This is a genomic window from Leptolyngbya sp. FACHB-261 (assembly GCF_014696065.1).
Classification (GTDB): domain Bacteria; phylum Cyanobacteriota; class Cyanobacteriia; order FACHB-261; family FACHB-261; genus FACHB-261.
Genome location: NZ_JACJPL010000031.1, coordinates 163,391 through 178,508 on the forward strand (window position 1 = coordinate 163,391; position 15,118 = coordinate 178,508).

The 15,118-nt window shown below is 52.3% G+C and carries 11 protein-coding genes; 2 read left to right on the forward strand and 9 right to left on the reverse strand.

The genetic code is table 11. The annotated features are described in order from the left end of the window. Positions 1-57: 57 nt before the first annotated feature. The 9 genes from H6F94_RS25920 to H6F94_RS25960 form a co-directional block, all read right to left on the reverse strand. Positions 58-423 (reverse strand): DUF1830 domain-containing protein, encoded by a 366-nt coding sequence (locus H6F94_RS25920; protein ID WP_190805172.1) that lies wholly within the window; start codon positions 421-423, stop codon positions 58-60. A gap of 285 nt (positions 424-708) precedes the next feature. Further along, entirely contained in the window at positions 709-1,560 is an 852-nt protein-coding gene (locus tag H6F94_RS25925; protein WP_190805173.1) for a RecB family exonuclease, read from the reverse strand. 24 nt (positions 1,561-1,584) lie between these two features. Beyond that, positions 1,585-3,501, reverse strand: a complete 1,917-nt coding sequence (locus H6F94_RS25930) for an EamA family transporter (protein WP_190805174.1) — start codon at positions 3,499-3,501, stop codon at positions 1,585-1,587. Positions 3,502-3,772: 271 nt separating this feature from the next. Then, the gene (gene murQ / locus H6F94_RS25935; RefSeq protein WP_190805175.1) at positions 3,773-4,720 is read right to left on the reverse strand and encodes an N-acetylmuramic acid 6-phosphate etherase; all 948 of its coding nucleotides are present in this window, start codon (positions 4,718-4,720) and stop codon (positions 3,773-3,775) included. A gap of 127 nt (positions 4,721-4,847) precedes the next feature. After that, positions 4,848-5,603 carry a gamma-glutamyl-gamma-aminobutyrate hydrolase family protein gene (locus tag H6F94_RS25940; protein ID WP_190805176.1) on the reverse strand — a complete coding sequence of 252 codons (756 nt, stop codon included), beginning with the start codon at positions 5,601-5,603 and terminating at the stop codon, positions 4,848-4,850. Between the two features lie 52 nt (positions 5,604-5,655). After that, entirely contained in the window at positions 5,656-7,311 is a 1,656-nt protein-coding gene (locus H6F94_RS25945) for a B12-binding domain-containing radical SAM protein (RefSeq protein ID WP_190805177.1), read from the reverse strand. 86 nt (positions 7,312-7,397) lie between these two features. Next, the gene (locus H6F94_RS25950) at positions 7,398-9,320 is read right to left on the reverse strand and encodes a glycosyltransferase family 39 protein (protein WP_190805178.1); all 1,923 of its coding nucleotides are present in this window, start codon (positions 9,318-9,320) and stop codon (positions 7,398-7,400) included. 254 nt (positions 9,321-9,574) lie between these two features. Next, entirely contained in the window at positions 9,575-9,754 is a 180-nt protein-coding gene (locus H6F94_RS25955) for a hypothetical protein (RefSeq protein ID WP_190805967.1), read from the reverse strand. Between the two features lie 115 nt (positions 9,755-9,869). Further along, positions 9,870-10,679 carry a GAF domain-containing protein gene (locus H6F94_RS25960; RefSeq protein WP_242041426.1) on the reverse strand — a complete coding sequence of 270 codons (810 nt, stop codon included), beginning with the start codon at positions 10,677-10,679 and terminating at the stop codon, positions 9,870-9,872. 679 nt (positions 10,680-11,358) lie between these two features. Between H6F94_RS25960 and H6F94_RS25965 the strand changes: the two genes are divergently transcribed. Both H6F94_RS25965 and H6F94_RS25970 read left to right on the forward strand, forming a co-directional pair. Continuing rightward, a complete protein-coding gene (locus tag H6F94_RS25965) occupies positions 11,359-12,567 on the forward strand; it encodes a tetratricopeptide repeat protein (RefSeq protein WP_190805179.1) in 1,209 nt (402 codons plus the stop codon). Positions 12,568-13,049: 482 nt separating this feature from the next. Next, the gene (locus tag H6F94_RS25970) at positions 13,050-15,110 is read left to right on the forward strand and encodes a cation:proton antiporter domain-containing protein (protein WP_190805180.1); all 2,061 of its coding nucleotides are present in this window, start codon (positions 13,050-13,052) and stop codon (positions 15,108-15,110) included. Positions 15,111-15,118 lie beyond the last annotated feature (8 nt).

Sequence of the window (15,118 nt, forward strand, 5' to 3'; positions counted from 1 at the left end):
CGCCCCAATGATCAACCGGAGTATAGCGCTTTCTATAGGGGCAAACGGGATTTAGCCTCAGGCAACCTTTTGTTTCTCAGCACTGCGGTGGTGCTCAACTAAGCTATCGCGCCCAGTTGCTGAGAAGGAGGCTCCCATAGCACTGCTCGCAACCCCACCGAAGCTGTTACTGGCTTGAATCTTGAGCTGGTCACAGGGGATCGAATCACTGTGGATAGCAGTGGCAAGGGCCGCCGTATGGATTTCTAGAACTGCCTCAGCTGGAGCTTGGAAAACCAATCGCTGTCCCGGCAAGACGGTACGCTCAAAATAGGCAGAAGCAGGTTCGCTGATGCGAACGATTTCGAACGTACGGCTAGTGTTGATGTAGCAGCAATCAATGAGTGTGGATGCACGAGCAGCAGAACCGGTGGGGATCAGCATGGCGATAAGGGAGAAAGCGTGACTTTAGATTAGTGATTTATCTTTGGGATCATCAGTCACACAAATCACAAAATCGTCAATTCATGCTAGAGAAATCCAAATTAGAATACAGACCCCATACTTCTGCTTAAATTACTCCTGGGTTCGTCACTCTAAAGTTAGAAAAACAATTAAAAATTTGTAATCTTCCAAGCGGTGCTCTGATACAACTCTGAAACTGGCACGTTCAAGCTTCATTGCACGTTCAGGACTGCACCTTTAGTCTCCGGAACTAAGGCTTACAGGCTAATTGATGGTGGCTGAACTGAGTGGCAGGCTGAGTTGCAGCGATTTAACCCCTATCAGTGCTTGGGTTGGCAGGGCAGTAGGGGGATCTTGCCACGCTGGACAGTAGGACCGATAGGCACAAGTACGGCAGTGGGGGCCTGATTTACAGGCCCAGTCTTTGGCCTCGAGCAATTGTTCAACCAGTTCCAGAGCGTGAGCCCGAGAAGCAGACTCTTGAGCCGGCGCAACTGCGTAGCTCAGCACCTCATCAGCAGCTAAATAAACATGGCTAACTTTCGCTAACGAAGCCTGGTAGCGGTGACGAATCGCAATCTGATAGAGCCCTAATTGCAAATCTAATTTGAGCGTGTCAGGAGACCGGTGAAGCTGCCCGGTTTTGTACTCAATCAAGTGGAGGCGAGCCGTTTGACCGGTAGCAGATGACTCAGGCTCTAAATACTCCAGGCGGTCACAGCGTCCTATGATTGTCAGCTCTACGATGCCCCGCTCCCCTTCAACCGCCAAAGGCGCTTTCAAACGCCCCTCGACGGCAAGCGGCTGTCGCCAACCTTGTAGAGGAGAGACATGACGCTGAAAATAGCGTTCCAAAATTTCTGCCCCACGCTGTTGCTCTGGTGCCTCCAGACGAGCACTAGCCCCAGCCCAACAGGTCTGTAGAAAAGCACGACTAGGCCCTTCTGCTGCAGCCCCTGGCCAGCGATAAAACTGCTGAAGGGCCCGGTGCAGGGCAAGGCCGAGTTGGGGCGTGCGCAAGGGTCGGCCGGGCAGCTTTAACTCGTAGCGAAACTGGTAAGCCCGAGGACAGGTCGTGAAGGTGAGTAGTCGAGTCGCAGACAGCAAATAGCTCATAGGGGTCAGCGTTAGACGCTGGGCTCAGCTTCGAGGTAGGCTCCTAGGCTCAGAGTAGCGAGTGCGAGGTTCGATCGGTCGGCGCAACCGTTCCCGTGCGAACAAGGTGGCAACGCCCAGAGTGACTAGAACCAGGCCAGCCGCTTGAGCTTGGGGCAAAGTCTCTCGCAGGATACCCCAGGCTAGCAGCACAGTGAAAGCCGGACCCAGAGAGGCCACTAATGAAGCTGGAGCTGCCCCCACCATCCGAATGCCAACGTAGTAGGCTAGGTAGCTGCCTAAAGTCATCAATGCCAGTGCTAAGCACAAGGGCAATAGCGCCCAATTACTCCAATCCATCAATGGCAGACCGATACAGCTCAAGAGCAGCACAATACTGAAATTGAGCACCATCAGAGATACTGGATGGATTTTCGGGAAGCAGGTATCACTCAAAATCAGAGAGATTGCAAAGGTTACTCCAGAGACAATGGCAGCAGTTGAGCCAAGCGGATCAACCAGCTGGCCGCCTGCATAACCTAAGGTCAGGAAAACACCCACGTAAACGACAGGGATCGCCAGCAGTCGTAGCCAATTGATCCGGTCGCGAAACACGAGCCAGGCTAGCAAAGCTGTCACCGTTGGGTAGATAAAGAAAACTGTGGTTGCTGGTCCAGCCTGTAGAGTGCCAATCGCTAGATAGAGGCACAGCTGAGACACAAACAGGAAAACACCACTGCCAACAACTCGCCAACCCAGGCCACGATTAACCGGTGCAAACAACTGACCGACTTCAGGCCATCTGGGACGAAGACGCCCTGCAATCAGCCACAGGAGCGGCACTACAAATAACACTCTCAGGAACAGAATTTGCAGTGAGTTGCTGAAGGTCTGCTCAAGAGCGCCACTGCCCTGTGCTGTCAGACCAAACTGCACAAGCACGTTTTGTAGAGCTAACAGCAGCGACGAAAACAACACCAACACTAAGCCAGCTAGGCCGTTGCTAGAGCGTTTGCGCTCACGGGGGGGAGCTGGCGGCTTGGGCATATGCACCATCGCCGGATTAGATTCATGCACAGCGACCGGCACAGTAGGCTCCTGCGGACGCTGCATGGTTTCTTCCGGCGCGCTGTTACGGCTAACAGCTCTGGCTTCTGACACTGGTTCACTGCGCGATGGCAGGGTCTCGGTTGAGTTGATTGAATTGACTGAGCTGGGCCCCTCATTGGCTGCTTCTGGCCTGACCTCTTCAGGGGCAGAGCTGGGACCCGGACGTCGGGCTGTGCTGCTTTCCTGACGAAACTGCTCCCGCAGGCGACTGACCAGAGCGGCCAGAATGACCTCTGCCTGTTGCTCCTGCACATGCATGCGAGATAGTTGCTGAGAGAGCGAACTCTCGTAGCTATTGAGATCCTGCTGAAGCGTCGCGAAGGTCGCCTTCAAACTGGCATCCATGGACAGCAGCAGTTCATCGGTGCGGCGACTGTACTGGGCATGGAGACCCTCTGTGTTCACAGCCAGCCCTGCTCGTTCGGAGGAGGGGGTCAGAGTACCCGCCATCTGCGTGAGCTGCTGCTTGAGGGATTCATGCAGGCGGGCAGCGAGCAGTTGGGCTAATTGACGGGCCCATTGCTGCTGTTGAGCGGTCTGAGCCTGAGAAAGCAACTGAGCACTGCGGCCTTGAAGCGTAGCCTGCTCAGCCTTGAGCCGTTCGATAGTCGTGAGCAATTGCGTTTTCTCAGTCTGGAGCCGCTCTACATCGGCGAGCAGAGGAGTAACCAGACTTTGCTTGAGAGCTTGCAAGTCTGAGGCTAGCGAGCCTAGAGCCTTTTCAGTAGAGCCGTTAAGCTGACCCTCCCGGTGAGCAGAACCTGCTCGGGGGGGAGAAGCGCCGGCTGAATCGACCCGTTGACTTTGTGTACCCTGTTCATCAGTGGGACGCTGGTTTTCCAGTTCCGCCATTGTTCCTCCCAAAACTCACCGTATTTGCTGCTGCCCAGAGGTTGAAATCCCAGGCTGGCGTGTGGTTGATCCTCGTCAGCCTCACGGCATTCAGATGGTTTGTGTTTCAGCGCGACTTCAAAAGTCGAATCGACACTGATGTCTTGCCATATTACAGAAGTCGTGTAACTTGAGTGAATTTTGCAGGCAAATGAGCATTAAAATTGAGCGCTTCTCCGTTTTGCACTTGCAAGCTAGGTAACGGAGTGTGCTTCAGGTTGATGCCCAAACCTCACGTTTGTGGAGCAGTTGCGGCTGAATCAGAAGCAGGCGCTGTAGTTTTTCTGAACTCTGTGATCGCTTGCCGTAGCTGGCCTCCTTCAGCTGCTAGCAAGGCTTCAGCCTCTCTTGGGTCGAGGCCAGTCCAATGCATGAGTAGGGCCAATTTGACTTTGCGTCCTGCTCGCTCTAGCAACTGCTCTGCCTGATCGCGCTCCAGCTCAGTGAGTTCTGTAAGAATGCGCAGGGCCCGGTCGTGAAGCTTGCTGTTAGTCACAGCCACATCGACCATCCGATTGCCGTAGACCTTGCCCAGTCGAACCATGACTCCAGTCGAGAGCAAGTTCAAGGCCAGCTTGGTAACGGTTCCCGCTTTGAGTCGGGTTGAACCGGCTAGGATTTCTGGCCCCACCAACAGACGGACTTCTAAGTCTGCCTCGCTGGCTACCTGCTCTACAGGCACACAGGCAACGAAAATTGTCTTAGCGCCACGTTGGCGAGCAGCCCGGATGGCACCTTGAACATAGGCAGTAGTGCCCCCCGCCGTGATCCCCACCACGACATCATGCTGAGAGATTTGACGTTGTGTGATCGCTTGAGCCCCATCTTCAGCGCTATCTTCGAGCGCTTCTGAACTACGCACCAAGGCAGCAGATCCACCCGCAATGATCGCCTGAACCAGGTCGGGATCGGTGCAAAAAGTGGGTGGGCATTCAGCGGCATCCAACACGCCCAAGCGGCCACTAGTGCCTGCTCCCACATAAAATAGCCGTCCCCCTTTGGCTAAGGCTGCGGCTGTCAGGTCAATCGCTGTAGCCAACGACTCACGGGCTGTGGCGATCGCGCTCAAGACTTTGGCGTCTTCTTGATTGAACAGATCAACCAGTTCTAAGTTGGAGAGTTGATCGAGGTTCAGAGAGTTGGGGTTGACCTGTTCAGTGAGAAGATGGCCGCGCTGCATAACGAAGTCCTAAGTGATTTTTAGCTATCTGTATTTTCAAAAGCAGGCGGACGATTTTCTAGATTCCTCGACAGTTTTTAGAGAATTTGAATTCTAGAGGATTTGACGGACTGGAGCAGCTAGAACCTTAAGCGGAGGTTGGTATGGCCCTTAAAACCTGGCCGCTGAGAGCTTGCCCCTTGTGCTGTTGCGCGGCCTCAACCAACCCTTGAAACAGACGCCGCTGTAGGGGATCATCCGCCGATAGCTCTGGATGCCATTGCACTGCCGTTGCCCAGGGGTGGCTGATGTGCTCAAGCGCTTCGATTACCCCATCAGCAGCATGGGCAACGGCTCGCCAGCCTGAGGGCACCGTGTGGATGGCTTGGTGGTGCCAGGAAACAACGCTCACCTCGGTTTGCCCCATCAACTCAGCCAGGCGGCTGTCCGACACCAGCTGTACCGAATGGGCGATGGGTCGCCGGGGGTTCTCCTTACGATGCAGCACCGCCGTGCCAAACACATCTGGAACGTGAGGGAGCAATTTACTCCCAGCCGCAACACTCAGAATTTGCAAACCTCGGCAAATGCCTAGCACCGGCAGGTTGGCTACCAAGGCCGAGCGCGCCAGCGTAAGCTCAGAGGCATCGCGCTCCGGATCCATGCCGTAAAGCGTGGGGTGATACTGTCCGCCGTACGCCTCTGGCTCGATGTCGCCCCCACCCGCCAGCACCAGGCCATTGAGCAGAGGCAACCATTGGGCTGGCTCAGTTTCCCCTGGCGGTAGTAGCACCGCTACACCTCCCGCTGCCCGAATGGCATCGACATAGGCTCCCGGCAGATAAAAATCTCCGACGTCGTTGCGGCAGTAAGTTGTTAGACCAATGATCGGTGCTGGAGTCATAACCTCAAATTTGCAGCAAATTGTCACCCTGCTCAGGCAGGCTAACGTAAACTCAGCGCTTCCCAGCGCCAACTTGGGACGGCTCAGTTTGGCGAAGTTTTTGCGAATAGAACGAAGCCGACTCAGCGCCGTTTGCGCATTCATGAGCAAACTGAATGAGATGATGGCCGACCAAACCAACATGGATTAGGCTCTCGATATTGCCTGTTTTGAATGCTGGTTTGGCTATCTTCCAAAAGGTTTCGCGGTACTTACCAAATAGGCCGACGCGCAGCAGGATATTTGACAGAATGGTCAAGCCTCGACGGATATTAGCCCAAGAGGTGCGCGCAGGGCTATTAGGAACTTCAATTCGATTGGGGTAAGTATGCTCCATATTGTAGGCAAAGCGCTCGTACAAAAACTCCGGCTCGTAGGCCGTTGTAATGCAGCGCTGCCACATACCAATCACCTGTTCATAAGGCAGCAAGAACTCAACATTCGATTCCCGGCCCTCATCTGAAACCAGGCGCCCCTCCAACTCCAACCTGCGCCACAAAGGCGTGCGAGGTAGAGCCTGAAGCACATTGATCGTCAGCATGGGAATTTGGGACAGCCGGATAAATTCCAGAATGTGATCAGCGGTTTCTGGTGTATCCGTGTCTAGCCCTACAATGATGCCTGAGACCACTTCCATGCCGTAGCGATTCAGCGTTTTAATCGCTTCTAGGATTGGCATGCTCAAGTTGTGATCTTTAGAAATCGAGCGCAACGCGTCTGGCTCTGGTGTCTCAATGCCGCAGAATACAGTGCAGAAGTAAGCCTCCCGCATCATCTCCAACAACTTGGGACTCTGAGCCAGATTTAATGTCGCTTCACAAGCGAATTGAATGGGGTAACCATTGCGCTTTTGCCAGTCAATCAAGTGAGGCAACAGCTTCATCACAGCTCGACGATCACCAACAAAGTTATCGTCGACGAAGTACACAGCTCCTGGGTTACCAGAGGCGAGCATTGCATCCAGCTCAGCACAGACTTGCTCTGGCGTTTTTAGTCGCGGATTGCGACCGTAAAGCTCAGGAATATCGCAGAACTCACAGCGGTAGGGACAGCCGCTGGAGAACTGCACGTTAGCCAAGAAATACTGACTGAGATTGAGCAGATGATAGGCCGGAACGGGGAACTCACTCAATGGCAATCGCTCTTTAGTTTCAAAGCGAATTTGCGCTTTGGGTCGCTCGTTGTTCAAGTCCAGATATTCAATCATCCGGTCGGTCGCATCGCCCAATTCGCCTAAGTGCACTAAATCGAAATCAGGATAATATTCCGGGCAACCGGATACTGAAGGCCCACCGACGGCTGTAATTTTGCCGTGACGATGAGCCAACTCATTAATCTGGTTAATTTGAGGTCGCTGGATGTGCATGCCACTGACAATGACCGCATCTGCCCAGCGATAATCAGCCTGAGTAGCAGGACGCACATTTTCATCTACAAAGCGAACTTCCCATTCCTGAGGCAGATAAGCCGCCACAATCAAAATACCTTGCGGTGGCATAAAAGCCCGAACGCTTCCCATCAGGGGATAGGCGTGGTGAAAGGTGCCAAAGGAGCGACTGTATTTGGGAAAAATACAGAGAATTCGCCGCTGGTTGCGTGGGACATAACGGATGCGACCAGAGGTGCTCTCAGGAACTGGCTGTTCAAACGCCTTTAGGTCAGCAGTCATTCAGGCTATACCCCTATACAACGCGGATTTTGCTGATTTTGATGACACTTTAGGGTGTTCAAATTCTGAGCGCAAGGTTCCAATCCTTAAATACGCCCACTGCACTCGGCTGTAGCCTGCCCACGGGAAGCACAAGATTGTTCCCAGTGTTCTTGTGCGGCTGCATTACCGTAGAGCTGCCGGGGGCCAACAACCTGTAGTGGCTCCTTGGCCGAAATCGGTAGATTCAAGTCAAGTGGGTCTTGGGGATCGTTGGGCTGGCGCAGAAAATCAGTCACAAACACCACCGGGCGAGTGCTGTCCCAGAATTCTTGCAACTGGCGACGATTGGTTGCATAAGCAGGCGCGGGTCCAGGAAACACTGGAGGCAGACGATTAACGCCCCCATCCGTCAGTACCATCACAGTGCGATAGGCTGTCTCCGCCCTGCCTCTGGCCCAGCCAGGCGGTAAGGGAGCTGTCCTCGTGGCACCGGGCACTTCTGCAAGAGGGTGACCGCCTCGGCGATCCAGGTAGTAACTCATGGCTCCCGCCGCTCCCAGTTCTCGCGATCCTTCAAATACCCAGAGAGTTTCGAGACCTAGGCGGGGATCGGCTGCGGCAATTAGCTGACGCGACGAGCGTACAGCCTCAGTTGTGGCAAATCCATTTGCGACGGTTGCCCAAACCAGCGATAGCCCAAGGCATAGGCCCACTAAGGCACGATAGGGCCATCTCGCGAGTAGCAGCACTCCTGCAACTAACCAGCTCGCCCCTAAGGCCAGCAACAGAAAAGCGGCAGTAAAGTGCAAACCCGCAATGTTTGCCAGCTCAGGCAAGTTCACTACTAACCGGGGCAACCAAAAGGCACCTGTACCTACCACTAACCCCAGCAACGCGAAAACCCAACCCAGACTGCGCTGGCCTTGTCGCTGCCCTGGTTCTCGACAACGCGACCACCAGCCTGCACATAAGAGGATGACCGGAGGGAGAGCCGGTAGGCTGTAGTACACCAATCGCGAGGACATTGGCAGGAACAAGAGCAGTGGCGCTGCAGCCGCAATCGTTAATAGCAACATCCCCTCACTGCGGCGGCGCTGTGACCAGGTAGCCTCGGGACTGCGTCCCTGCTGCCAGTCCTGCCAAGCTGAACTCAAGGCCTGGGGGAGGAGCAGCGTCCAAGGAATTCCCCAAATGCCAGCAACGGCTAAGTAACCCAAGGCGCTAACCTTTGACACGGCATAGTCCGGAGGCCAGCGGACATCTGCGATGCGGCTCAGGTTCTCATTCAGCAAAAAATACTTTAGAAAGCCGGGATTAGCTCGCTCAACGGCGACCACCCAGGGCAGAATCACAGCCAGGATGACGCCAGCGCCTAGGACCAGCCGCGCCTTTTGAAAACTTGCGAAGCTGCGTCGGTTCAGGGCTAGACCCACCCAGCTCAGCACTGGGAAAAATAAGCCGACAGGACCTTTGGTGAGGATGCACAATCCCAAGAGGCCATACAGAGCTAAGCAGTAGCGCCAACGGCGAGGTTCCCAGAGAAATCGCCACAGGCAGTAGTAGCTCGCTAGCAGCAAGCTCGCCAACAGAACGTCGATCAGAATTTGGTGAGTGAATAGGAACCAGCCTGCAGCCATACACAACATGGCTGCAGCCATGCGTCCGGCGGTGGGGTTCCATAACTCCCGTGCCCATTTCCAGGCCACCACAGCACCCAGCCAGCCAGCCAGAGCGACAGGTAAGCGAGCTGCGAACTCATTGAATCCGAATAGTTTGGTACTGGTCGCGATTAGCCAATACAAAAGTGGTGGTTTGTTTAGATAGGGAGCACCGTTGAGGGTGGGCGTTACCCAATCATTACGCAGGAGCATCTCGCGGGCTACGCCAGCAAAGTGGCCTTCGTGCGGCTCGTAAAAACCATAGCCGCCTAAACCACAAGTCAATACAAGCAATCCTAAGACTAGTACAGCAATATCAGCCCAGCCCACGCCAAGGCGCACTGGAGCAGTCTTCCATCTCTCACTCATCACAACACACCAGGGGTCTGTTCCCGTAACTCTATCCAGACAGCCGTTTTTCCACTGTATCGGCTGCTGTTGATCAATGCTCCCTCCCTGGTGTAAGACAGCGACATGTGTGCATCATCACTAAATGCACGAGAGTGTGAGCTGCTGTTGACAGGACCCTGCCCTGTTACTTGCCCTTACTCACCACCTTGCTCACCATTAAACGGAACCTGACACACAGGTTAACTATCCGGCTCAGACGTTGAGCTGGCTAACTAGAAATACAAAGCGGCATGCTCAAAGTCAATTTTGCGGGTGATAGCTGTTAAACCGGCTACATCTTGTTCAAGAAATCCTTTAACAACATTGCTACCTGTACCTCCAGCCACACCGATTAGCAGAACCTTGCTGACGTTTGTCTTGGTGTTCTGGGGTGTTTCTGGGAAATACTGCACGCTGGATGCTCCTAAACTGACTGAACAGAGACAATCCTTCGAATTCAGCTAACAACCCTCAGCTTCATTTCTACATCGGTTAGATTCACATACATTCGTCTGCTCAATCTTTTATCTAGTCCATTAATTCAACATCTTCTAGCAAAACTTTGGCGACTTCTGGAAAGTGCTGTCGCATGCAATCATTGCAAACGCCATGAGTAAAATCCACGTCCGAATGCTGCTTTATAAACTTCTCAACCGTTGACCAGCATCCTTGGTCATTGCGGATTCCTTTGCAGTATGAACATATAGGGACCAGCCCTTCTATCAGTTTTATCTTTTCGAGGGCTTCAGCGAGACTTGAAGAGACCCGTCGAAACTCCAATTGGGTGACAACCTGGCGCGCAATGGCCTCCAATGCTGTCCGCTGAGCCTCAGACAGATCTCTTGGTTTTCGATCGATGACACAGAGGGAACCTATGACATATCCTTCGGGCGTGATCAGGGGTGCCCCCGCATAAAAGCGAATCCCCGGAGCGGATTTGACGAGAGGATTGTCTAAAAACCGTTCGTCGCACAAAGCATCGTTGACCACCATTGTTTGATCGCTGAGGATGGTGTGCCCACAAAACGAAATATTTCGAGAGGTTTCATTAACTTCTAAGCCTAGTTGCGACTTAAACCACTGGCGTTCTGCGTCAACAAGGCTGATGAGGGCTATGGGAACCTCACAGATGAAAGAGGCTAGCGCGGTGAAGTCATCATAGGCCTGCTCTGAGGGCGTATCTAGTATCCTGTACTGTCTAAGTGCTTCAAGTCTAGCGGCTTCTTGTTCGGGCTTTCTTGCTTCCATATCACGTGTCTCTTTTTGCTCAGCGCAAAGGTCGGCAGTCGCAAGCCACTTTTCACGACAATAACCTGCTGAGGCTGGAAACGAAGCCAAAGTTTGACAGTGCTTAATATGAGTAGCCAGGCAATTTCACACTCTCCACCGGCCTTGAGTTAACCTTCAACTCAATCGAAAGCTGACAATGTCTTGCCCAAAAATTAGTGTTGCAACTTCAGGTTCAGGTCCCACTGAACTCGGTCTGTCACACATGAGGTGTGACCAGTAGCAGACGTTGCGAAACTATCTAGCAGAGCGCAGGCAAAGCGCAGCGTCTAGCAGATCGGCACCCGAGGAAGCCAATGCTTTAGACACTTCAACCGAAACCGCAATCCAGCGCGTCTCTCCTCGTACTAGACCTTAGGAGTAGGTCCTAAGACATGCTTGGAGTATAAGATTTTTCTCTACTTCCAGTTTTAGCCTGCTGGCAGTTTTGAGTTGTCATCGTTGTCTTTCAGCGTTAACGCTTGGTTAAATGCTGTTCGCTCAATACTATCCCTACGAGGGTGGTTAACCGGTGATTTTTTAGCTAATTAGAACCTTATCCCTGGTTTTATTCTTCGTCTTTTCCAGTTGGGAATCCTCTCTACATCTACTGCTTACAACCACCAGCTTAATCTCTCTCTTTTAGCGGATTATGCACTTTGAAGCAATCGTTACGGTTGTGATATCAGCAACAGCTCAGATGGTTGCGACGCTTTGTAACGAATAATTTAACAAACCAGAGGGAAAAAGTATGACGGACAATACGATGGATCTTAGTAAGCAGGATCTCAGTCAACAGCATCAAGATTTATCTTCCTCAGAGCAGAGCCAAGGGCGCGACCCGGTCCAAACTGTTGCAACAGGGCTTGGGGTTGTAAGCGGAGGCTTGGCAGGAGCACTCATCGGTCGGCTAGTAGGCGGACGCTGGGGCGCTGCTGTGGGTGCAGTCGTTGGTGGTGTAGCGGGTGCTAACACTGGACGTGAAGCGGCTGAAGGAGTTGACCGGAAGCTTGAAAGTGTAGTCGATACTGTGAAGCAGACAGTTGAGGACATCAAGCCCTCTGTTATTGGCACAGTCGATGCTGTGAAGCACAATATCGAAGCGGCTCAACCCTCTGTGACTGGGGTGATTGATTCGGTCAAACAGACAATTGATGAAACTCGGCCCTCGGTAACCCACGCACTTGACGCCGTAACGCCCTCTGTTACCCATGCGATCGATGCAGTAGCAGAGACGATTGATGAAGCCCGTCCCTCAGTGGTAGGAACGGCAGATGCGGTAAGAGCAACGGTTGAAGATGCTCGGCCTGCTGTGAACGAAGCAGTTCACAAGACCTCCGAAAGCATTCAATCCTCGGCATCTAGCATTGCAGGTTCAGTGCAAGGTGCAGCTCAGTCTGTTCAGAGTGCAGCGCAAGATGCTCAACCCAAAATGACGCAAGCTCTGGAAAGTGTGTCTAACAATGTTCAGTCGTCGGTGTCAAAGGTAGCAGATTCCGTGCAAGGTGCTGCACAGAATGCGCTCTCATCTGCGACCAGTGGTACTTCAACTAGTGGTACTGGAACAACGATAGACGCTAGCCCGATGACCTTCTCCGATCAGGCAGATACTTCGCTGCAACCGGCTGCTCAAACGAGTTCAACCAATGTAGTGACGATTAGCCCAGTCACTGACCAGGCTAATATTCAATTAGTTCAAAACGAATTCAATCGCGGCTTGCTGCTCAGCAGTGAAGGGGATCTCCCTGGAGCTGAATCTGCATTCGAGCAAGTTGTCAGCATGGCACCGGATTCTCCCGAAGCGCACTTCAACTTGGGTGTTGTACTGTTGCAGCAAGGAAGAGAGATGGAAGGCATTGCCTACATCCGACAAGCGCGGGATCTTTCTTTTCTGCAAGGTGATGTTGAGGCATCAGCAAATCTCGACCTCATCCTACAGCAGATCGGCGCTATCGGTTAACAGCTTGGGGGCTAAGCCCCCACACTTTTGCTGTTACGCTTGTCTCCGGTTATCAGAGTTACAACGTGTCTGTTAGATAGAGTTTGGCGCATCTTGTAGGATGCGCCAAATTTTGTTTTTAAATACTTGCTATCTGCAATCTGTTGCAGCTTCTTGCTGTTACTATTCATCCGCCACTGACTGAAAATGGGGCATGAGCTTATGTTGACCTCAGCGGCTTTCGTCTTTTCACTAAAGTTATGGAGTTTAAAGCTGTAAACTATGGAGCAGCTAGCCTGAAAAATTTAAACTACAAGATTAGGACAAATTTGGGAGCCAGCCTGAGCCTTTAGTGTCAATCTAGAGAAAACCTAATAGTTCCTAAAGATATTCTGAGCAAGTGCTACCTATCCTCTAGTAGGAAAAAGCCTTATTATTTACCTCGATTGAGAAACTATTAGTGCCTTAGATTGTCCTGCGATCCAAAACAAGCTGGTTGACTAATGCAAGGTCCAATTTTCACGTTCACTCTGCTGCTGCTGGTCATTCTGGTGGTACCACCACTATTTGAGCGGTTGCGTCTGCCTGGACTTGTCGGCTTATTGATTGCTGGAATTGTGTTGGGGCAAAGCGGGTTGCAATGGTTGGATGCCAAATCCGAGACCATGCAATTGCTATCAGGCATCGGCAAGGTCTACCTGATGTTTGTGGCAGGTTTGGAAATCGACCTCAAACAGTTCCACAAAACCCGCAATCGCTCCTTGGGTTTTGGTTTTCTCACGTTTATTGTCCCAATGATCATGGGCACTACGGTCGGGCGACTGTTTGACTTTGGCTGGAATGCCTCTGTGCTGATTGGGTCTTTGCTCGCTTCCCACACCCTGCTGGCTTACCCGATCGTGAGCCGTCTGGGAGTCGTTTCTAATGAAGCTGTGATGGTGACGATCGGTGCCACCATTATTACCGACACGGCAGCACTACTGGTGTTGGCCGTGTGTGTTGGAATTCATTTAGGCTCCTTTACTGCCCTGAGCTTTGCGACGCTAATAGTTGGCCTAGCGCTCTATTCAGTGTTGGTGTTAGTAGGTTTTGACTGGGCAGGTAAGGAGTTTTTTCGGCGTTCTGGTGATGCTGAAGGCAATCAGTTTCTGTTCATCCTACTGGCGCTGTTTCTGGCATCAGTTGGAGCGCAGGTCATCGGAGTAGAGCAAATTGTTGGGGCTTTCCTGGCAGGGTTAGCAGTTAATGATGTCCTAGGTAATAGTCCTGTAAAAGAAAAGGTAGAGTTTGTTGGCAGCGTGCTGTTTATCCCCTGCTTCTTTATAGATATGGGGCTGCTGATCAACCTACCTGCCTTCCTTGAAACCTTAGGTGCTATCTGGCTCACTGCGGCGATTGTCGGTGGACTGATCAGTAGCAAGTTCATCGCGGCCCTTCTGTCTAAGTGGCTCTATCACTACAAATTTCCAGAGTTAATGACGATGTGGTCTTTGTCCCTACCGCAAGTAGCTGCAACCCTGACCGCTACGCTGGTAGGATATCAGACCCTCAATGCGGCAGGAGAACGGCTGATTGGAGAAGGGGTGCTCAATAGCGTCATTGTGCTGATGGTGGTGACCTCCGTTCTCGGCCCCTTGATCACAGCTCGATTTGCTCCCCAGCTGACGATTCCAACAACTGCTCTTGAGTCCTTGTCAGCGCCCTGGTTCACGCATACCCCGCTTTCAGACAGCAAGGAAACCAATAGGCCCTTCACGATTGTGGTTCCTACTTACAATCCCAAAACCCAGCAGTATCTCATTGAAATGGCAGCGTTGTTAGCGCGTCACGAGTCAGGGCGGATTATTCCTGTGGCGATTGTCAAAGCGCCTGTTTACATGGATCATCCTCAGCTAGAATCCCTTCTGGAACGTAACCATAAACGACTGCAAGCTACGATCGCAATTGGGCAGGAGTTTAACGTAGAAACCCAGGCAGCCATTCGGATTGATGATGATGTGGCAACTGGAATTAGCCGAGTTAGTCGAGAACACAATGCCAATTTAATTGTGATGGGCTGGTCTCGCACGACAGGATTTCGAGCCCGCCTGTTTGGCAATGTCATTGATAGTGTCATTTGTGCTGCTCATTGTCCGGTTGCCGTAACCCGTTTATTAATCAGCCCCACAGCAATTCAAAGCATTCTGGTTCTCGTCAATGATTTCACTTCAGAAACCTTACGCACCATTCGCTTTGCCCAAATTTTGGCAGATGCAAACCAGGCAACTGTAGTCCTATTTCATGTGAGCAATCCTCAGATGTCTACAGCCCAATCATCTGAGTTCTCAGCTCGGTTATCTGCAATTGCTGCGAACCGTGAGCTGAAGATCAGGACAACTATTGAAACCGTTCACAGCAGCGACATCGCAGGAGCAGTTCTGCAGGCGGCAGAAGATGTTGACTTGGTGATGTTGCATACTGTTCGCTATCGGACTGCAGGAGGACTAGCGGTGAGTGAGGTGACCACCCACATTGTTCAATCTCTAAATTGTTCTCTGATCCTGTTAGGAGAACCCCAAGCTTGAAGGGGACT